General features: G+C 66.6%; 19 protein-coding genes and 1 pseudogene. 15 read left to right on the forward strand and 5 right to left on the reverse strand.

The genetic code is table 11. The features are described from left to right. Positions 1–2: 2 nt before the first annotated feature. Positions 3–482: a glycine zipper 2TM domain-containing protein gene (locus M5I08_RS13175; protein ID WP_219067732.1), complete on the forward strand. Its 480-nt coding sequence runs from the start codon at positions 3–5 to the stop codon at positions 480–482. 10 nt (positions 483–492) lie between these two features. On the opposite strand, the gene M5I08_RS13180 is transcribed toward M5I08_RS13175, so the two are convergent. Further along, complete coding sequence (locus M5I08_RS13180; protein ID WP_219067733.1) at positions 493–1383, reverse strand: RecB family exonuclease; 891 nt, start codon at positions 1381–1383, stop codon at positions 493–495. Between the two features lie 74 nt (positions 1384–1457). Here M5I08_RS13180 and M5I08_RS13185 point away from each other — a divergent pair, with 74 nt between their 5' ends. Then, entirely contained in the window at positions 1458–2285 is an 828-nt protein-coding gene (locus M5I08_RS13185) for a tRNA (adenine-N1)-methyltransferase (RefSeq protein ID WP_219067734.1), read from the forward strand. 7 nt (positions 2286–2292) lie between these two features. Here M5I08_RS13185 and M5I08_RS13190 read toward each other — a convergent pair whose 3' ends face one another. The 3 genes from M5I08_RS13190 to M5I08_RS13200 are packed head-to-tail and all read right to left on the reverse strand — an operon-like array spanning position 2293 to position 3650. Beyond that, a complete protein-coding gene (locus M5I08_RS13190; protein ID WP_219067735.1) occupies positions 2293–2586 on the reverse strand; it encodes a DUF503 domain-containing protein in 294 nt (97 codons plus the stop codon). 7 nt (positions 2587–2593) lie between these two features. Next, positions 2594–3127, reverse strand: a complete 534-nt coding sequence (gene lppK, locus M5I08_RS13195; RefSeq protein WP_219067736.1) for a lipoprotein LppK — start codon at positions 3125–3127, stop codon at positions 2594–2596. A 10-nt stretch (positions 3128–3137) separates the two neighbouring features. After that, entirely contained in the window at positions 3138–3650 is a 513-nt protein-coding gene (locus tag M5I08_RS13200) for an MTB12 family secreted protein (protein ID WP_219067737.1), read from the reverse strand. A 145-nt stretch (positions 3651–3795) separates the two neighbouring features. Here M5I08_RS13200 and arc point away from each other — a divergent pair, with 145 nt between their 5' ends. Continuing rightward, a complete protein-coding gene (arc, locus tag M5I08_RS13205; RefSeq protein ID WP_219067738.1) occupies positions 3796–5622 on the forward strand; it encodes a proteasome ATPase in 1827 nt (608 codons plus the stop codon). 97 nt (positions 5623–5719) lie between these two features. On the opposite strand, the gene M5I08_RS13210 is transcribed toward arc, so the two are convergent. Beyond that, positions 5720–6352, reverse strand: a complete 633-nt coding sequence (locus M5I08_RS13210; RefSeq protein ID WP_219067781.1) for a hypothetical protein — start codon at positions 6350–6352, stop codon at positions 5720–5722. Positions 6353–6547: 195 nt separating this feature from the next. Between M5I08_RS13210 and dop the strand changes: the two genes are divergently transcribed. The 12 genes and pseudogenes from dop (at position 6548) to M5I08_RS13270 (ending at position 18709) form a co-directional block, all read left to right on the forward strand. Then, positions 6548–8056, forward strand: a complete 1509-nt coding sequence (gene dop / locus M5I08_RS13215; RefSeq protein ID WP_219067739.1) for a pup deamidase/depupylase — start codon at positions 6548–6550, stop codon at positions 8054–8056. Positions 8057–8160: 104 nt separating this feature from the next. Next, a complete protein-coding gene (locus tag M5I08_RS13220; protein ID WP_219067740.1) occupies positions 8161–8355 on the forward strand; it encodes a ubiquitin-like protein Pup in 195 nt (64 codons plus the stop codon). Beyond that, positions 8352–9239 (forward strand): proteasome subunit beta, encoded by an 888-nt coding sequence (gene prcB / locus M5I08_RS13225; protein WP_219067741.1) that lies wholly within the window; start codon positions 8352–8354, stop codon positions 9237–9239. The genes M5I08_RS13220 and prcB overlap by 4 nt, the downstream gene beginning before the upstream one ends. After that, complete coding sequence (prcA, locus tag M5I08_RS13230; protein WP_219067742.1) at positions 9236–9988, forward strand: proteasome subunit alpha; 753 nt, start codon at positions 9236–9238, stop codon at positions 9986–9988. The genes prcB and prcA overlap by 4 nt, the downstream gene beginning before the upstream one ends. 10 nt (positions 9989–9998) lie before the next feature. Next, the gene (locus tag M5I08_RS13235) at positions 9999–10847 is read left to right on the forward strand and encodes a DMT family transporter (RefSeq protein ID WP_219067743.1); all 849 of its coding nucleotides are present in this window, start codon (positions 9999–10001) and stop codon (positions 10845–10847) included. Between the two features lie 70 nt (positions 10848–10917). After that, positions 10918–11179: pseudogene (locus tag M5I08_RS13240) on the forward strand (HNH endonuclease signature motif containing protein); the annotation flags it as partial. A 113-nt stretch (positions 11180–11292) separates the two neighbouring features. Continuing rightward, complete coding sequence (pafA, locus tag M5I08_RS13245) at positions 11293–12651, forward strand: Pup--protein ligase (protein ID WP_219067744.1); 1359 nt, start codon at positions 11293–11295, stop codon at positions 12649–12651. A gap of 73 nt (positions 12652–12724) precedes the next feature. Continuing rightward, the gene (locus tag M5I08_RS13250; RefSeq protein WP_219067745.1) at positions 12725–13720 is read left to right on the forward strand and encodes a helix-turn-helix transcriptional regulator; all 996 of its coding nucleotides are present in this window, start codon (positions 12725–12727) and stop codon (positions 13718–13720) included. Further along, the gene (locus M5I08_RS13255; RefSeq protein WP_219067746.1) at positions 13717–14682 is read left to right on the forward strand and encodes a helix-turn-helix transcriptional regulator; all 966 of its coding nucleotides are present in this window, start codon (positions 13717–13719) and stop codon (positions 14680–14682) included. Before M5I08_RS13250 ends, M5I08_RS13255 begins: the two co-directional genes overlap by 4 nt. 30 nt (positions 14683–14712) lie before the next feature. Beyond that, a complete protein-coding gene (tatA, locus tag M5I08_RS13260; protein WP_219067747.1) occupies positions 14713–14955 on the forward strand; it encodes a Sec-independent protein translocase subunit TatA in 243 nt (80 codons plus the stop codon). Positions 14956–14994: 39 nt separating this feature from the next. Then, a complete protein-coding gene (gene tatC / locus M5I08_RS13265; RefSeq protein WP_219067782.1) occupies positions 14995–15939 on the forward strand; it encodes a twin-arginine translocase subunit TatC in 945 nt (314 codons plus the stop codon). After that, entirely contained in the window at positions 15923–18709 is a 2787-nt protein-coding gene (locus tag M5I08_RS13270; RefSeq protein WP_219067748.1) for a DEAD/DEAH box helicase, read from the forward strand. The genes tatC and M5I08_RS13270 overlap by 17 nt, the downstream gene beginning before the upstream one ends. Positions 18710–18774 lie beyond the last annotated feature (65 nt).

Here is an 18774-nt window from a genome sequence, read left to right on the forward strand (position 1 = left end):
CCGTGACGCATGTCTATGTTCTGCTTCTAGCGCTGGGAATCGGTGTGGTGGCCGGGTTGCGGTCCATGACAGCTCCAGCGGTAGTCGCGTGGGCGGCTGCGCTGCACTGGATCAACCTCAATGGAACGTGGGCATCCTGGCTGGCGCATCCGATCACGGTTGCCATCATCACGGTCGTTGCCGTCGGTGAACTGGTTGTCGACAAACTTCCCAAGACACCCAGCCGCGTGGCACCGCCGTCGTTCGTTGCCCGGATTGCCTTGGGCGCCTTCGCCGGCGCGGTACTCGGCACGGCATGGGGATACAAGTGGGGCAGCGCCGGCGCCGGCGCCATCGGTGCCGTGCTCGGCACGCTGGGCGGCTACGAGGCGCGCAGTCGCCTGGTCGCCTCGCATGGCCACGACCTGCCGATAGCGCTGCTCGAGGATGCGGTCGCGGTGCTGGGTGGATTCGCACTTGCCGCAGTGACAGCGGCTCTGTGACAACGCGTAATTACGCCGCCGGATCTGCTTGCTGCAGAACGGTGTCCGCGTCACCGTCATCAGGATGCTTCGGCCAACCCGGGTAGGGCGGCGGCGTGCCGCCAAACACCGGGCAATGCGCGTGATGCGCGCACCAGTCGCATAGCCGTGACGGTCTGGGCCTGAAATCACCTGTCGCACCGGCAGATTGGATTGCCCGCCAAATCGCCATCAGTGTCTTCTCGAATCGCAGCAGCTCATCTTCGTCGGGGGAGTAGTCCAGCAGCTGGCCGTCCGCCAGGTAGATCAGCCGCAGCCTGGTCGGCAGTACGCCCCGTGAGCGCAGCAACGCCACCGCATAGAACTTCATCTGGAACATGGCCTTGAACTCCGCCAGCGCCCGTGCTTCCGTAGGTGCCTTGCCGGTCTTGTAATCCACGACCCGCAGTTCGCCGGTGGAAGCGACATCGATCCGGTCGATGATCCCGCGCAGCAGCGTGCCGTCGGCAAGCTCGACCTCGATGCGCTGTTCGCAGCTTTGCGGGTCGAACCGGGTCGGATCTTCCAACCGGTAGTAGCCGAACAGCAAGGCGCGGGACTCGTCGAGGAGTTGGGCCTGTTGCTCGGTGTCCAGCGCGGTGGCCAGCTCGGGTTCCGCACCGATCACCTGCTCCCACGCCGGGCCGACGAGTGCACCGGCGGTCTGTGGGCCGCGTTCGGTGGCGGGACGGTTGTACAGCTGCTCCAGAGCGGCATGTACCACCGAGCCCCGCAGTTGTGCGGTTGACGGCAGCTCGGGCAGCCGATCGATGGCCCGGAACCGGTAGAGCAGCGGGCATTGCTTGAAGTCGGCCGCCCGCGACGGCGACAGCGCCGGTCTTGGTGACGGCCGGGCTGTGTTGCCCGGGTCGGGGCTGCTCATACCCGCAGCCTAGGGGCGACCTCCGACAACCCCGCGCACCTTTCCCGGCGCGTCTGCTGGCACGCTAGACAGCTGTGTCTGCAACCGGGCCGTTCGCCGCGGGTGACCGCGTCCAGCTCACCGACGCCAAGAGCCGGCACTACACGATGCTGCTGCGCGTCGGCGCTGAATTCCACACCCACCGGGGTGCGATCGCGCACGACGCGGTGATCGGACTGCCAGAAGGCAGCGTGGTCAAATCGACCAGCGGTGACCCCTTTCTGGTGTTGCGTCCGCTGCTGGTGGACTACGTGATGTCGATGCCGCGCGGTGCCCAGTTGATCTACCCCAAGGACGCCGCTCAGATTGTGCTCGAGGGTGACATCTTCCCCGGCGCCCGAGTGTTGGAGGCCGGCGCCGGTTCCGGGGCGCTGACCTGTTCGCTGCTGCGCGCCGTCGGGCCCGACGGGCGGGTGATCTCCTACGAGGTGCGCGCCGACCATGCCGAGCATGCCCGCCGCAATGTGGAGACCTACTTCGGCGGCGCCCCGGCCAACTGGCAACTGATCATCAGCGATGTGGCCGGCGCCGAGCTGGCCGCGGGGTGCATCAACCGGGTGGTGCTCGACATGCTGGCGCCGTGGGATGTGCTCGACAACGTGGCGCGGGTGCTGGTCGCCGGCGGGGTGCTGGTCGTCTACCTGGCCACCGTCACGCAGCTGTCGAAGACCGTGGAGGCGCTGCGCGAGCAGCAGTGCTGGACTGAGCCGCGGGCCTGGGAGACGCTGCAAAGAGGTTGGAACGTCGTCGGATTGGCGGTACGCCCGCAGCACAACATGCGCGGCCATACCGGATTCCTGGTGTCCGCGCGTCGACTGGCTCCCGACACCGTCACGCCGACTCCGTTGCGCCGCAAGCGCTAAGCCGCGGCTAATCGTCGGTGCGCTGCAGACCGCGGCGCACCGACAACAATTCGAACTCCGGGTGGGCGGCCACCAGCCGTTCGGCCGCGTCGAGCACATCGACGGCGTGGTGGCGATCGGCCGATGCCATCGCCACTCCGATGCCTGCCCGTCGGTAGAGCTGATGCGACCCGGTTTCGGCGGCTGACACGCTGAACTTTCGCGCTAACTCCGCCACCACCGGACGGATCACCGATCGCTTCTGCTTGAGTGAGCGCACATCACCCAGCAGCACATCGAACTCCAGCCACCCGATCCACATCGCCGGGTCAGTGTCCTGGTGTCGACGCCGGAGGCGCGAGCCGATCGGTCCCGAAAGCCAGCAGCACGTAGGCAGTTCGCGCCGACAGCTGCCAACCACCTTGGTATGGCGTGAATTCCATCGGGAAGGAGAACGTGGGCACGCCGCGATTGGGTGAGCTGATGTTCACGTTGGCCATCACATCTGCCGGATCCCGGTCTGACCATGCGACGTCTCGCACATCGAACGTCGTAGGCGCGAAGCCGCCGCCCAGCAGTGCCATGGCGAACTGGTCGAGCACGGCAGCGTTGTCGGGGCCGGCACCTTGGACCAGGCTCAGCTTCTGGCTGCCGGGCACCGACGGATCGGCCAGCCGGTACAGCACGTCGGCCAGGGCATCGGGCCGCGGCAGCGGAGCGACCTGCGCAACCGCCGTCGACGTCAGCGCCGGCGGCGGCACGGTGTCCGGGGACGCGCGGTGCTCATCGCCCGAGCACCCCGACAGCCCAACCGTCCCCATAATCATTGCGGTGCGCAGGACTGCGGTGAGGTGGCGGCCCATCCAGCAGCTGTCAGCCGCCCGCCGACTGCACGGATTTGATCAGCGTCATTGCCGAGGTGCGCGACAGCTTCCAGCCGCCTTGGTCGACGAACGTGATGTTCTCGGTTGTGGGGGCCAAGTGCGGACCCGAAGCCGTGACACTGGCCGATGCTGCGGCCGGACCGGCGGGGGCGATATTGGTGATGTTGAACGTCAACGGCAGGCTGCCGCGGGCCGCGGCCTGCTGCAGCTTCTTGTCGGCGTAGTGGCCCTCGACCCCGCCGACCCCGCCCTCGACCAGGTTGCTCTTACTGGCGAACGGCACGCTCGGATCCTGCAGGCTGTTGAGCAGGCCGATCAACACGTCGAGAGTGGGCAAATCGGCGCCGGGCGGTACCGGGTCCAGCGGCAGCGGCGCACTGAAAACCACCGGCGCAACCGCAGGCAACGTGGCCGTAACAGATGCAACGCAGGTCACATCAGCGGCCGCGGCGCCGATTGCCGCAATAGCCGCCACGCCCGTGGCAAGGGATTTCAGGGTCACGAAAGTCCTCTCGATCAGGCCGACTCAACGAGATGTTAACGCTGATGCCAGTGTGCCCCATTTCGAGTTCCCGCATGAATTGGAAATCGCCGGTAGCGTTGATGTGTTCGCCGCACCACATTCGGGAGCGGGAAAGGAGCGCATCATGGGTGAGTCAGAGCGCGAAACGTTCGGTAGCCCTCGCGAACCGGACCTGTCCAGCGAGGACGCGGCCGAGCTCGAGGAGCTGCGGCGCGAGGCGGCGATACTGCGCGAGCAACTCGAGAATGCTGTCGCAACGCAGAGTGCCGGACGCAGCCCCCGCGATATTCACCAGCTTGAGGCGCGGATCGATTCGCTCGCGGCGCGGAATTCCAAGCTGATGGAAACGCTCAAGGAAGCCCGGCAGCAACTGCTGGCGCTGCGCGAAGAGGTTGACCGGCTCGGTCAGCCGCCGAGCGGCTACGGCGTGCTGCTGGCCACCCACGACGACGACACCATCGACGTGTTCACTTCGGGACGCAAGATGCGCTTGACTTGCTCACCCAACGTCGACGTCAAGTCCTTGAGCAAGGGACAGACAGTTCGGCTCAACGAGGCTTTAACTGTCGTCGAGGCGGGCAACTACGAATCGGTTGGCGAGATCTCCACGCTGCGCGAGATTCTGGGCGACGGACACCGGGCACTGGTCGTCGGGCACGCCGACGAGGAGCGCATCGTATGGCTCGCCGAGCCACTGGTCGCCGAGGATCTGCCCGATGGCCACCCCGACGCCCTCAGCGACGACCAGCGGCCTCGCAAGCTGCGCCCCGGTGACTCGCTACTGGTCGACGCCAAGGCCGGGTATGCGTTCGAGCGTATTCCCAAGGCCGAAGTCGAGGACCTGGTCTTGGAAGAGGTGCCCGCCGTCACCTACAACGACATCGGCGGGTTGGGCCGGCAGATCGAGCAGATCCGCGACGCCGTGGAGTTGCCGTTCCTGCACAAGGAGCTGTACCGAGAATATGCGCTGCGGCCACCCAAAGGTGTGCTGCTCTACGGCCCGCCCGGTTGCGGTAAGACGTTGATTGCCAAGGCCGTCGCTAACTCGTTGGCCAAGAAGATGGCCGAGGTTCGCGGCGACGACGCGCGCGAAGCCAAGTCGTATTTCTTGAACATCAAGGGTCCGGAGCTGCTGAACAAGTTCGTCGGGGAGACCGAACGTCACATCCGGGTGATTTTCCAGCGGGCCCGCGAGAAGGCGTCCGAAGGCACGCCGGTGATCGTGTTCTTTGACGAAATGGACTCGATCTTCCGCACCCGCGGTACCGGAGTTTCTTCCGACGTCGAGACAACGGTCGTGCCACAGCTGCTGAGCGAGATCGACGGCGTGGAGGGCCTGGAGAACGTCATCGTGATCGGTGCGTCCAACCGCGAGGACATGATCGACCCGGCGATCCTGCGGCCTGGGCGCCTCGACGTCAAAATTAAGATCGAGCGACCGGACGCCGAGTCGGCGCAGGACATCTTCTCCAAGTACCTCACCGATGCACTGCCCGTGCACGCCGACGATTTGGCAGAATTCGGCGGCGACCGCTCGCTGTGCATCAAGGCGATGATCGAGAAGGTCGTCGACCGGATGTACGCGGAGATCGACGACAACCGGTTCCTGGAGGTCACCTACGCCAACGGTGACAAAGAAGTCATGTACTTCAAGGACTTCAACTCCGGTGCGATGATCCAGAACGTCGTCGACCGGGCGAAGAAGAACGCGATCAAGTCGGTGTTGGAGACCGGTCAGCCGGGTCTGCGCATCCAGCACCTGCTAGACTCGATCATCGACGAGTTCGCCGAGAACGAGGATCTGCCGAACACCACCAATCCCGATGACTGGGCGCGGATCTCGGGCAAGAAGGGTGAGCGGATCGTCTACATCCGCACGCTGGTAACCGGTAAGTCGTCGAGTGCCAGCCGGGCTATTGACACCGAGTCGAACCTCGGCCAGTACCTGTAAGACGCGGGCCGCTCTCAGGCGGCGCCGCGACACTTAAACCACGCACACGACACGCCGGGCGACGTCGCAGTGGCTTAAGTCTTGAGTGAAGTCACGATCAATCGGTTATCAGCGAATAGCTGTTGGTCAGGTCGTCCTGCAGAACCAGCGCAGCGCGGGTGGCGGTGTCGATGCGCAACGGGATGTCCAGCACCCGTGTCTGGTAGGTCCATCCCTCCGGCAAGTTCAATCGCTCACCGAGCTTCGGCAGGTCGGCCCGCGTCAGGTTGGGATCGACAATTTGGCTCCAGGTCTGCATCACCCAGCGACGAAACGCGGGATCTTGCAGTTCGTAGACCTCTTCACCGGCGCCATACGTGAAAACGGTGTGCCGGTTGACCTGATTTGCGGTGTAGGGCGCGGGGTTCATCGCGGTCAGCAAGACCGTGGCCTGCAGCTGCATGTCGATCCCGCCGAACTTTTTGATGATCCGCGGGCCCTGTTGCGCCTTTTCGATGCCGTTCATCAACCAGTACCGCGGACCGTTGAGAAGCGCTGTGGCAGCTCCGTTTTCGGTCGCGATTAGTTGCGGGTCGAGCTTCGACCACAGCTCTGCCGGACAGTCGTTGAGCGGATAGGTGTTGTACACGGCGGCTTGCGGTCCCGCCTCGCCCGGCGTCACGAGAAGGACCTCGCCGTAGCGTTTTCCGGACAGGCCGGTCGTGGGGTCGCGTAGCGCATCGGTGGACACCACGGTGAAAGTAATCACTTCTTTCACCTGCGTCAATGCCGTATCCCGTGCGGTAGATCCGGGTTAAGGACGAATTCACCCGTTCGTTTCCTCGGGCCGCACCCGGCCCGCCTCGTCGCTGAGCCCCGGTTTGATTGGCTCGCTCCTCGGCGGGCCGCACCCGGCCCGCCTCGTCGCTGAGCCTAGGCTATAGGCATGCAACGGATTATCGGGACGGAGGTCGAGTACGGCATCTCGTCGCCCTCGGACCCGACTGCCAACCCGATTCTCACCTCGACCCAGGCGGTTTTGGCCTACGCTGCCGCCGCGGGCATTCAGCGCGCCAAGCGCACCCGGTGGGACTACGAGGTGGAATCGCCGCTGCGCGATGCCCGCGGATTCGACCTGAGCCGCTCGGCCGGGCCACCACCTGTTGTCGACGCCGACGAGGTCGGTGCCGCCAACATGATCTTGACCAACGGCGCGCGGCTCTACGTCGACCACGCGCACCCGGAATACTCGGCGCCGGAATGCACCGACCCGCTGGACGCGGTGATCTGGGACAAGGCCGGCGAGCGGGTGATGGAAGCCGCCGCCCGCCACGTGGCCAGCGTGCCAGGTGCGGCCAAGCTGCAGCTCTACAAGAACAACGTCGACGGCAAGGGCGCTTCCTACGGGTCGCACGAGAACTATCTGATGAGCCGACAGACACGGTTTCAGGCCGTCATCGTCGGGCTGACGCCGTTCCTGGTGTCCCGCCAGGTGATCACCGGCTCCGGGCGGGTCGGCATCGGGCCCGCCGGGGACGAGGCCGGCTTTCAACTTTCCCAGCGCGCCGACTACATCGAGGTCGAGGTCGGGCTGGAGACCACCCTCAAACGCGGCATCATCAACACCCGCGACGAGCCGCACGCCGACGCAGACCGCTATCGGCGTCTGCACGTCATCATCGGCGACGCCAACCTCGCCGAGACGTCGACGTATCTCAAGCTGGGCTCGACCGCCCTGGTGCTCGACCTGATCGAAGAGGGCCCGGCGCACGGCATCGACCTGACCGACCTGGCGTTGGCCCGCCCGGTGCATGCGGTGCACGCGATCAGCCGCGACCCCTCGCTGCGCGCGACGGTCGCGCTGGCCGACGGTCGAGAATTGACCGCCCTTGCACTGCAGCGCATTTATCTGGATCGGGTGGCAAAGCTGGTCGACGGCCGCGACCACGACGCGCGGGCCGCCGATGTCGTCCAGACGTGGGCCCATGTGCTGGATCAACTCGAGCGCGACCCGATGGAGTGTGCCGAGCTGCTGGACTGGCCGGCCAAGCTGCGGCTGCTGGAGGGTTTCCGGCAGCGGGAGAACCTGAGCTGGTCGGCCCCGCGGCTGCACCTGGTCGATCTGCAATACTCCGATGTCCGGCTGGACAAGGGCCTCTACAACCGGCTGGTGGCGCGCGGTTCGATGCAGCGTCTGGTCACCGAACAGCAGGTCCTCAGCGCTGTCGACAACCCGCCGACGGACACCCGGGCCTACTTCCGCGGCGAATGTCTGCGCCGCTTCGCCGCGGACATCGCCGCGGCGAGCTGGGATTCGGTGATCTTCGACCTGGGCGGCGACTCGCTGGTGCGCATCCCGACGCTCGAGCCGCTGCGCGGCAGCAAGGCGCACGTCGGAGCGCTGCTGGATTCGGTCAACAGCGCGGCCGAACTGGTGGAGCAACTGACCACTTGAGCAGCCGGACATGGGGCTTTAGCCGGAGCCTTAGCGGTAATGACCGGTAGGGTGGAGAAACCGACGGGCGTGTTTCACGGCCGATGATGATGCAGGAGGCAGCGATGGCTCAGGAGCAGACCAAGCGCGGCGGTGGCGGCGGCGATGACGACGACCTCACCGCCGGCACGGCCGCGGGCCAGGAGCGTCGCGAAAAGCTGACCGAGGAGACCGACGACCTGCTCGACGAGATCGACGATGTTCTGGAAGAGAACGCCGAAGACTTCGTCCGCGCATACGTCCAAAAGGGCGGCCAGTGACCTGGCCGTTTCGCGATCGCCTGGCCACCCACTCAGCACTTCCCGGAACCGCTTTTGGCGGTCTTTCATCATTCTCGGACTTCTTGCGCCGTGAGGCCCCCGAGCTGCTGCCCGCGGGTGTCGGCAACGCGGAGCCCGGGGCGCTCAGTTCTCAGCTGCCGCACGGAACGACCATCGTCGCGCTGAAGCATCCCGGCGGCGTCGTCATCGCCGGCGACCGGCGCTCCACACAGGGCAACATGATCGCAGGGCGCGATGTGCAGAAGGTGTACATCACCGACGACTACACCGCGACCGGGATGGCCGGCACCGCGGCCATCGCGGTCGAATTCGCCCGCCTCTACGCCGTCGAACTCGAGCATTACGAGAAGCTGGAAGGTGTGCCGCTGACCTTCGCCGGCAAGGTGAATCGGCTGGCGATCATGGTCCGCGGCAATCTCGGCGCCGCGTTGCAGGGCTTGGTGGCGCTGCCGCTGCTCGCCGGTTTCGATATCGACGACCCTGACCCGGAGAAGGCCGGCCGCATCGTCTCCTTCGACGCCGCCGGAGGCTGGAACCTGGAAGAGGAGGGCTACCAGTCGGTCGGCTCGGGTTCGATTTTCGCCAAATCGTCGATGAAGAAGCTGTATTCGCAGGTGACCGACGCTGATTCCGGGTTGCGGGTTGCTATCGAGGCGCTCTACGACGCGGCCGACGATGATTCGGCCACCGGGGGTCCCGACGTGGTCCGCGGCATCTACCCGACCGCAGTCACCATCGGCGCCGACGGCGCGGCCAACGTTCCCGAGCGGCGGATCGCCGAGCTGGCCCGTGAGGTGATCCAAAGACGTTCCCGCGCAGATACTTTCGGCCCGGATGCCGAGGGCACCGGAAGTGACTCATGAGTTTTCCGTACTTTATTTCGCCCGAGCAGGCGATGCGCGAGCGCAGCGAGCTTGCGCGCAAGGGCATCGCGCGGGCCAAAAGTGTGGTGGCGCTGGCCTACGCCGGGGGCGTGCTGTTCGTCGCGGAGAATCCGTCGCGTTCACTGCAGAAGATCAGCGAGCTCTACGATCGCGTCGGGTTCGCGGCCGCGGGCAAGTACAACGAGTTCGACAACCTGCGCCGCAGCGGGATCCAATTTGCCGACACCCGCGGCTACGCCTACGACCGCCGTGACGTCACCGGCCGGCAGTTGGCCAACGCATACGCCCAAGCGCTGGGCGCCATCTTCACCGAGCAGGCCAAGCCGTACGAGGTCGAGCTGTGCGTGGCCGAGGTAGCTCACCACGGCGAGACCAAACCGCCTGAGCTGTACCGGATCACCTACGACGGGTCGATCAACGACGAGCCGCATTTCGTGGTGATGGGCGGGACGACGGAGCCGATCGCCACCGCACTGAAGGGCTCCTACGCCGAGAACGCGAATCTGGCCGACGCGGTGCAAATCGCGGTGAACGCGCTGCAGGCCGGTCGCGCCACCGGCGGCGATGAGCCCACCCTCGGCGTCTCGACGCTGGAGGTGGCGATCCTCGACGCCAACCGGCCGCGGCGCGCCTTCCGGCGAATCACCGGCCCGGCGCTGGAGGGGTTGCTGCCGAAACAGACCGGCTCCGAAGCGGATAACGGCGCGGCAGAGAAGTCGTCGAAATAGGCACGGTTGCATGCTGATCGGCTTGCTGCTCGCATTGGGCTGCTCGCTGTGTTACGGCACGGCGACGGCGTTGCAGGCCGAGGCCACCCGCTCGGTGGACGCCGGCAGCGACTCCGGAGTGGACGCGGTATTGCTGTTGCGAGCGCTGCGCCAGTGGCGCTACATCGCGGGCATCGGGCTAGACGCTCTCGGCTTTGGGTTGCAGGTGGCGGCGCTGCGCCTGGTGCCGATTTACGTCGTGGCCGCGGCGATCGCGGCTTCGCTGGCGGTCACCGCGATCGTGGCCGCCTGCCTGCTGTCGGTGCGGTTGACAACAGTGGAATGGGTGGCGGTGGGGGTGGTGTGCGCAAGTCTTGCCATGCTCGGCCTTGCCGCCGGCCCCGAAGGTTCGCAGCCCGGGCCGTCGGGGCTGCGGTGGGCGCTGCCGGTGGTGGTCACCGTGGTGTTCATCGCCGGCGCGGCGGCAGGCCGGCTGGGCGATCGGTCGCGGGCACTGATCCTGGGATTGGGCGCCGGCGGCGGCTTCGGGGTGGTCGAGATCGCCGTCCGCCTGATCGATCCGATCGATCCGACCAAGGCCGATTTCTACACCAACCCCGCGGTGTACGCGCTGATCGCCGGGGGAGTGGCCGGATTTTTGCTGCTGACCTCCGCGTTGAGCCGCGGGTCGGTGACCACCGCCGTCGCCGGGATGGTGGTGGGCGAAACTGTCGGCCCCGCGCTCATCGGCGTGGAGTGGCTCGGTGACCGGACCCGCGCGGGCCTGAGTTGGATGGTCGTCGCCGGATTCGTCATAGCGGTGGTCGCCACGCTGGCACTGAGCCGCTTCGGCGAGGCGCCCGCCCCTGCCGAGTCCTGACGCCGGTTCACGGGCGGGACTGCAACATATCCACAGTTGGCGGGTTGTCCACAGTTTGCGGTTTGGGTCGCTGGCGGAGTTGATCCGCGGCGGTGCCACGGTCGTGCCCGTGAGTCATCCCGGCGCGGCCGAACCGGAGCCGGGTTACCGCCCGTCGACCGGGTTGGAGCGGTTCATCCGCTGTCGCGACATGACGTGTCGGTTCCCGGGCTGTGTTTGTGTTCGGGCCGCCGAGCTCTGCGATGTCGACCACAGTGCCCTACCCGGCCGGGCTCACCCATGCGTCGAACTTGAAATGTCTTTGGAAAAAACATCATTTGCTGAAAACTTTCTAGACTGGCTGGTCTGATCAGCAGCGCCCTGATGGCACCTTCTAGAGCTGCGTGCGCCCTCTCATCGGCGAGCCGTGCCATCGTCGTACCCGCAGACCCGGTACCCTCGAATTGTGCAGCGCCGCATTATGGGCATCGAGACCGAATTCGGTGTCACGTGCACTTTTCACGGTCATCGTCGCCTGTCGCCCGACGAGGTAGCCCGCTACCTGTTTCGCCGGGTGGTCTCCTGGGGGCGCAGCTCCAATGTTTTCCTGCGCAACGGCGCACGGCTGTACCTCGACGTGGGTAGTCATCCGGAATATGCCACCGCGGAATGCGACAGCCTGGTGCAGCTGGTCACCCACGACCGTGCCGGCGAGCGGGTGCTGGAAGACCTGCTCGTCGATGCCGAACAGCGGCTCGCCGACGAGGGCATCGGCGGCGACATCTACCTGTTCAAGAACAACACCGACTCGGCAGGCAACTCCTACGGCTGCCATGAGAACTACCTGATCGTGCGTGCGGGCGAGTTCTCGCGCATCTCCGATGTGCTGCTACCGTTCCTGGTCACCCGCCAGCTCATCTGTGGCGCAGGCAAGGTGCTGCAGACCCCGAAGGCCGCCGCGCTCTGCCTTTCGCAGCGTGCCGAGCACATCTGGGAAGGCGTCTCCAGTGCGACGACCCGATCCCGTCCTATTATTAACACCCGCGACGAACCCCATGCCGACGCCGAGAAGTACCGCCGTCTGCACGTCATCGTCGGCGACTCCAACATGTGCGAGACCACCACGATGCTCAAGGTGGGCAGCGCAGCGCTGGTACTGGAAATGATCGAAGCGGGCGTGGCGTTCCGCGACTTCTCACTTGACAACCCGATCCGGGCGATCCGCGAGGTCAGCCACGACGTAACCGGTCGGCGGCCGGTGCGGCTTGCCGACGGGCGTCAGGCCAGCGCCCTGGACATCCAACGGGAGTACTACACGCGCGCCGTCGAGCACCTGCAAACCCGCGAGCCCGATGCGCAGATCGAGCAGGTCGTCGACTTGTGGGGCCGCCAGCTCGACGCCGTGGAAAGCCAGGACTTCGCCAAGGTCGACACCGAAATCGATTGGGTGATCAAGCGCAAGTTGTTCCAGCGCTATCAGGACCGCTATGACATGGAGTTGTCCGACCCGAAGATCGCCCAACTAGATCTGGCATACCACGACATCAAGCGTGGCCGCGGCGTCTTCGAGCTGCTGCAACGCAAGGGCCTGGCGTCGCGCATCACCACCGACGAAGAAATCGACGACGCCGTCGACCAGCCGCCGCAGACCACCCGCGCGCGGCTGCGTGGCGAGTTCATCAGTGCCGCCCAGGCGGCCGGCCGCGACTTCACCGTCGACTGGGTGCATCTCAAACTCAACGACCAGGCCCAGCGCACGGTGTTGTGCAAAGACCCGTTCCGGTCGGTCGACGAGCGGGTCAAGCGGCTGATCGCCAGCATGTAACGCCAAACCCGCCCCACCACGATGCGGCCCGCGAAGCGGGGCGAGGAGGAGTCTGGCCATTAGGCTAAGTCCGATGGCGATTTCTAAAGTCGAGCGATTGATGAACCTTGTCATCGCGCTACTGTCCACCCGCGGCTTTATCGCCGCCGAAAAAATTCGGGCCAGCGTGGCGGGCTACTCCCACACCGCCAGCGACGAAGCGTTCTCGCGAATGTTCGAGCGCGACAAGAACGAGCTGCGAGATCTGGGCATCCCGCTGGAGACCGGCAAGGTGTCGTCGCTCGATCCGGTCGAGGGTTACCGCATCGACCGCGACGCCTATGCGCTGCCCGCCGTCGAGCTGACCGCCGACGAGGCGGCCGCCGTTGCCGTCGCGACCCAGCTGTGGGAGTCGCCGGAGCTGATCACCGCCACCCAGGGCGCGCTGCTCAAGCTGCGGGCCGCGGGGGTGGACGTCGACCCGGATGCGCCGGTCGCGATCGCCTCGCCGGCAGGGACTCTGGGACTGCGCGGTTCAGAAGATGTTCTCGGAGCGTTGCTGTCGGCTGTCGACTCCGCGCAGGCCGTGCAATTTCCGCACCGACCCTCACGCGCCGAGCCCTACACCGTGCGCACCGTCGAGCCGTGGGGCGTGGTCACCGAGAAGGGCCGCTGGTATCTCGTCGGGCACGACCGTGATCGCGGCGCCACCCGCACCTTCCGGCTGTCGCGGATCGGCGGCGAGGTGACACCGATCGGCCCGGTCGGCGCTTTTACCCGGCCGGCAAGCGTAGACCTGCGCAGGATCGTCGCCGAGGCGGTCGGAGAGGCGCCGTCGGGCGTGCGGGCGCAGATCTGGGTGGCCGACGGGCGGGCCACTGCGCTGCGGCGCGCCGGGACATCGCTGGGGCCGCAGCAATTGGCCGGGCGCGACGGGGAAGTCATCGAACTTGATATCGGAACCACCGACCGGCTGGCGCGCGAAGTCACCGGTTATGGCGCCGACGCCGTCGTCCTGGAACCGTCGAGCTTGCGCGACGAGGTGCTGGGCCGGTTACGCGCCCACGCCGGGGACGAGTGGCGCTCATGAGCCCGGTGTCGACTCGCCTGGTGCGGTTGCTCAACATGGTGCCGTATTTTCAGGCCAACCCCCGGGTGACCCGCGCGCAAGCCGCCGCTGACCTGGGTGTTTCCGTCAAGCAGTTGGGTGAGGACCTCGATCAGTTGTGGCTGTGCGGCTTGCCGGGCTACAGCCCGGGCGATTTGATCGACTTCGCATTCGAGGGCGACACCGTTGAGGTGACGTTCTCGGCGGGCATGGACACGCCGCTGCAGCTGACCTCGCCGGAGGCCACCGGCCTACTGGTGGCGCTGCGAGCGCTGGCCGAGATCCCGGGTGTGGTCGATCCGCGGGCCGCCCGTAGCGCGATCGCCAAAATCGAAGCGGCGGCCGGAGCCGCCGGACGCGGAGCTGACTTCGCTGCGGTCGACGAGCCCGCGCCCGTCGAGAATCAGGCTGCCGCGGCGGTGCGCGCCGCGGTCCGTGCCAATCGGGCGCTGAGCATGGACTACTACGCGGCCTCGCACGACACGCTGACCACCCGGATCGTCGACCCGATCCGGATCGTGCTGGTCGGCGACCACAGCTACCTGGAGGCATGGTCGCGAGAGGCGGAAGGGGTGCGGCTGTTCCGGTTCGACCGCATCGTCGATGCCATCGTGCTTGACGAGCCTTCGGCGGCGCCGGGGCCCGCGGTCCAGGCACAACCGGACACCTCGTTGTTCGACGCCGACCCATCGCTGCCGTCGGCGACGCTGCGGCTGGCGCCGGCGGCGGCGTGGATGTTCGAGTATTACCCGATGCGTCTGCTCCGCGAGCTGCCCGGCGGCTATTGCGAGGCGGCAATGACGTATGCCTCCGAAGAGTGGCTGGCCCGCCAGGTGCTGGGTTTGGGGTCGGCGGTTGGAGTCCTGGCGCCGGAGTCGCTGGCCATCCGGGTGTGCGAGGCCGCCGCGGCCGCGCTGGAGTCCTACCAGGCTGCGGCGCGGTAGCATCGTGGGGACGTCTGGAGGTAATTAAAGGTGAACGCTCTAACTCCGGGCCACTTGGCGATCATCGCGGTCCTGGTGGTCGTTTTGTTCGGCGCCAAGAGGCTTCCCGACGCGGCACGTTCGCTGGGCAAGTCGTTGCGAATCTTCAAGTCTGAGGTCCGCGAACTGCAGAACGACGGCAATCCGAACATCCCTGTGGCCCCGCCCGCGGCAGCTCAGCCGGTGCAGTCCGAGCGGGTTGACCCGCCGGCGGCTGACGGACGCTCGGCCTAGCCTGGCGTCGCCGCCGTGGTGCCCGAGCGCCTACTCACTGTGCGCACCACCGGTTTATTCAGGCGGCTAGATCCGCGACTCCGTCGCAGCCGCACCAACCCCGACGGGACCATGTCGCTGGTCGCCCATCTCACCGAACTGCGCGCGCGGTTACTGATCTCGCTGGCGACGATCGCAGTCACCACGGCGCTGGGCTTCATCTGGTATTCGCATTCGCTGTTCGGAATGGAAAGCCTGGGCGAACGGCTTCGCCACCCGTACTGCTCGCTGCCGCCGTCGGCGCGGGCGGATATCAGCGCCGACGGCCAGTGCCGGCTGCTGGCCACCGCGCCGTTCGACCAGTTCATGCTGCGGCTGAAAGTGGGGCTGACCGCGGGGATCGTGCTGGCTTGTCCGATGTGGTTCTACCAACTCTGGGCTTTCATCACGCCGGGGTTGTACCGCAAGGAGCGTCGCTTCGCGGTGGCGTTTGTGATCCCGGCGGCCACCTTGTTCGTCAGCGGCGCGGTGCTGGCTTATCTTGTGCTGTCCAAGGCATTGCATTTCCTGCTGACCGTCGGCAGCGATGTGCAGGTGACCGCGTTGTCCGGCGAGAAGTATTTCGGTTTCCTGATCAACCTGCTGATGGTCTTCGGTATCAGCTTCGAGTTTCCGCTCTTGATCGTGATGCTCAACTTCGTCGGGATAGCGAGCTATGTTCGGCTACGGTCCTGGCGGCGCGGCCTGATCTTCGTGATGTTCGTGTTGGCAGCGATTTTCACGCCGGGTTCCGACCCGTTCTCGATGACGGCTCTGGGTCTGGCGCTGACCCTGCTGCTGGAACTGGCCATCCAGATCGCCCGGATACACGACAAACGGAAAGCCAAACGCGAAGCGCTAACTGCCGCTGAAGCCCCGGCCGACGACGACGCCTCGGTGATCGACCCGCCGTCGGCGGTCGCGGCACCGACCGGCATCGCCGGAGCCCATGACGACGTCACCTAGCCCCGCCGGCGAATTGGCCCGGTTCACCGCGGAATTGGCCTTTAAACTCGACCCCTTTCAGCAGCAGGCTTGTGCGGCACTGGAAAACGGCCACGGTGTGCTGGTGTGCGCGCCGACCGGAGCAGGGAAGACCGCCGTCGGCGAGTTCGCGGTGCACTTGGCGCTCGCGGCCGGCGGCAAATGCTTCTACACCACGCCGCTGAAAGCGCTGAGCAACCAGAAGCACAGCGATTTCGTGGCCCGCTACGGCAAAGACCAGATCGGATTGCTCACCGGCGACCTGTCGGTCAACGCCAACGCACCCGTCGTGGTGATGACCACCGAAGTGCTGCGCAACATGCTTTACGCTGATTCGCCTGTGCTGCGAGGACTTTCCTATGTGGTGATGGATGAAGTGCACTTCCTCGCCGACCGGATGCGCGGCGCGGTGTGGGAAGAGGTCATCCTGCATCTGCCCGACGACGTGCGCTTGGTCAGCCTGTCGGCGACGGTGAGCAATGCCGAGGAGTTCGGCGGCTGGATCCAGACCGTGCGCGGCGACACCGCCGTGGTCGTCGACGATCACCGCCCGGTCCCGCTCTGGCAGCACATGCTGGTCGGCAAACGCATCTTCGACCTTTTCGACTACGACGCCGACCGCGCGGGTGAGCGGCGACAGCCGATCGTCGACCCAAACCTTCTGCGCCACATCGCCCATCGCCGCGAGGCCGATCAGCTCTCGGACTGGCGTGGGCCCCGTCGGCATGGGGGAAGGGGAGGGCCGGGCCGGGCCGGCCGGCCGGGTTTTTACCGACCGCCGTCGCGGCCGGACGTGATTGCCATGCTCGACTCCGAGGGCCTGCTGCCGGCAATCACTTTCGTGTTCTCCCGGGCCGGTTGCGACGCCGCGGTCGCGCAGTGCCTGCGGTCGCCGTTGCGGCTGACCACCGAGGAGGGCCGGGCGCAGATCGCCGAGGTGATCGACCATCGCTGCGGCGATCTGGCGGACGACGACCTGGCCGTGCTCGGCTACTACGACTGGCGGGACGGGCTGCTGCGCGGCATCGCCGCCCACCACGCCGGACTGTTGCCGGTGTTCCGGCACACCGTCGAGGAGCTGTTCACCGCCGGGCTGATCAAAGCCGTCTTCGCCACCGAAACGCTGGCGCTGGGCATCAACATGCCGGCCCGCACGGTGGTGCTGGAACGGCTGGTGAAGTTCAACGGCGAGCAGCACCTCCCGCTGACGCCGGGCGAGTACACCCAGCTCACCGGGCGGGCCGGCAGGCGGGGCATCGACATCGAAGGCCACGCCGTGGTGCTCTGGCAACCCGGCGATCCCAGCAGCGAACCGGCCGAAGTCGCGGGCCTGGCCTCCACCCGCACCTTTCCGCTGCGCAGCTCGTTCGCGCCGTCGTACAACATGACGATCAACCTGGTGAACCGGGTCGGCCCCGAGCAGGCCCACCGGCTGCTGGAGCAGTCGTTCGCCCAGTATCAGGCCGATCGGTCAGTGGTAAGCCTGGTCCGCGGCGTCGAGCGCGGGCAGCGGATGCTCGACGAGGTCGCAGCCGACCTCGGTGGAAGCGATTCGCCGGTCCTCGAGTACGCGCGGCTGCGGGACCAGATCACCCAACACGAGCGGGCGCACGCCCGCGCGTCTCGATTGCAACGCCGGCAGGCGGCCAATGACGCGCTGGCGGCGCTGCGCCGTGGTGACATCATCACGATCACGCACGGCCGCCGAGGCGGCTTGGCGGTCGTGCTGGAGCCCGATCGGGACGGCGACGACCCCCGGCCGTTGGTGCTGAGCGAACACCGCTGGGCCGGCCGGATTTCGTCGGCCGAGTATTCCGGCGCGCCTGCGCCCGTGGGCTCGATGACGTTGCCCAAGCGGGTCGAACACCGGCAGCCGCGGGTTCGCCGCGATCTGGCGGCGGCGCTGCGGTCGGCCGCGCAGGAATTACCGGTTTCGGGTGGCCTCGGACAATCCAGGGGCAACCGTACGCAGCGGCGCGATGCCGACCCCGAGCTGGTGTCGCTACGTGAGCAGATGCATCGTCACCCAATCCACCGCGAACCCGGTCGGGAGGCCCAAGTGCGGTTGGCGCAGCGGTATCTACGCATCGAACGCGACAATGCTGCGCTGGAAAAGAAGGTGGCCGCCGCCACCAATTCGTTGGCGCGTACCTTCGACCGGATCGTCGGGCTTCTCACCGAGCGCGGGTTCATCCAGCCGACCGACGGTGACCTGACAGTAACCGACGACGGGCGGCTGCTGGCCCGGATTTACAGTGAGAGCGACCTTTTGGTGGTTGAATGCCTGCGCACCGGCGCGTGGGCCGGTTTGCGCGACACGGAGTTGGCCGCCGTGATCTCGGCGGTGCTCTATGAGTCGCGGGGCGGAGATGGCCCGGGGCCGCCGCGAAACGCGGAGGTGCCCACCGCGCGGTTGCGCCACGCGCTGCACCGCACGCGGCGACTGTCGGAGGAGTTACGCGCCGACGAGCACCGGCACCGCGTCACGCTGAGTCGTGAGCCCGACGACGGCTTCGTCGCGGCCATCTACCGCTGGGCCAGCAGCGCTGACCTGGTCGCCGCCTTGGCCGCCGCTGACTCCGAGGGCGCGGGTTCACCCCTGTCGCCCGGGGATTTCGTGCGCTGGTGTCGGCAGGTGCTTGATTTGCTGGACCAGGTTCGCAACGCCGCTCCCCAACCCGAGCTGCGGGCGACTGCCAAACGCGCGATCGACGCCATTCGGCGCGGCGTCGTCGCAGTTGACGCCCGGTAGGCTGAGCCGGAGCTACGGTTGCATTCGACGACGAGACTGCAAGCAGGACCGAGAGGACAGACACA

Origin of the sequence: Candidatus Mycobacterium methanotrophicum (genome assembly GCF_023515995.1) — a bacterium.
Lineage (GTDB): Bacteria > Actinomycetota > Actinomycetes > Mycobacteriales > Mycobacteriaceae > Mycobacterium > Mycobacterium methanotrophicum.

Excerpts from the sequence above, each read along its gene's own strand:
- M5I08_RS13180 (WP_219067733.1), bottom strand. The coding sequence starts at position 1,383 with ATGAGCAGCCCCGACCCGGGCAACACAGCCCGGCCGTCACCAAGACCG.
- M5I08_RS13190 (WP_219067735.1), bottom strand. The coding sequence starts at position 2,586 with ATGTGGATCGGGTGGCTGGAGTTCGATGTGCTGCTGGGTGATGTGCGC.
- lppK (WP_219067736.1), bottom strand. The coding sequence starts at position 3,127 with ATGGGCCGCCACCTCACCGCAGTCCTGCGCACCGCAATGATTATGGGG.
- arc (WP_219067738.1), top strand. The coding sequence starts at position 3,796 with ATGGGTGAGTCAGAGCGCGAAACGTTCGGTAGCCCTCGCGAACCGGAC.
- dop (WP_219067739.1), top strand. The coding sequence starts at position 6,548 with ATGCAACGGATTATCGGGACGGAGGTCGAGTACGGCATCTCGTCGCCC.
- M5I08_RS13220 (WP_219067740.1), top strand. The coding sequence starts at position 8,161 with ATGGCTCAGGAGCAGACCAAGCGCGGCGGTGGCGGCGGCGATGACGAC.
- prcA (WP_219067742.1), top strand. The coding sequence starts at position 9,236 with ATGAGTTTTCCGTACTTTATTTCGCCCGAGCAGGCGATGCGCGAGCGC.
- M5I08_RS13235 (WP_219067743.1), top strand. The coding sequence starts at position 9,999 with ATGCTGATCGGCTTGCTGCTCGCATTGGGCTGCTCGCTGTGTTACGGC.
- M5I08_RS13250 (WP_219067745.1), top strand. The coding sequence starts at position 12,725 with ATGGCGATTTCTAAAGTCGAGCGATTGATGAACCTTGTCATCGCGCTA.
- M5I08_RS13255 (WP_219067746.1), top strand. The coding sequence starts at position 13,717 with ATGAGCCCGGTGTCGACTCGCCTGGTGCGGTTGCTCAACATGGTGCCG.
- M5I08_RS13270 (WP_219067748.1), top strand. The coding sequence starts at position 15,923 with ATGACGACGTCACCTAGCCCCGCCGGCGAATTGGCCCGGTTCACCGCG.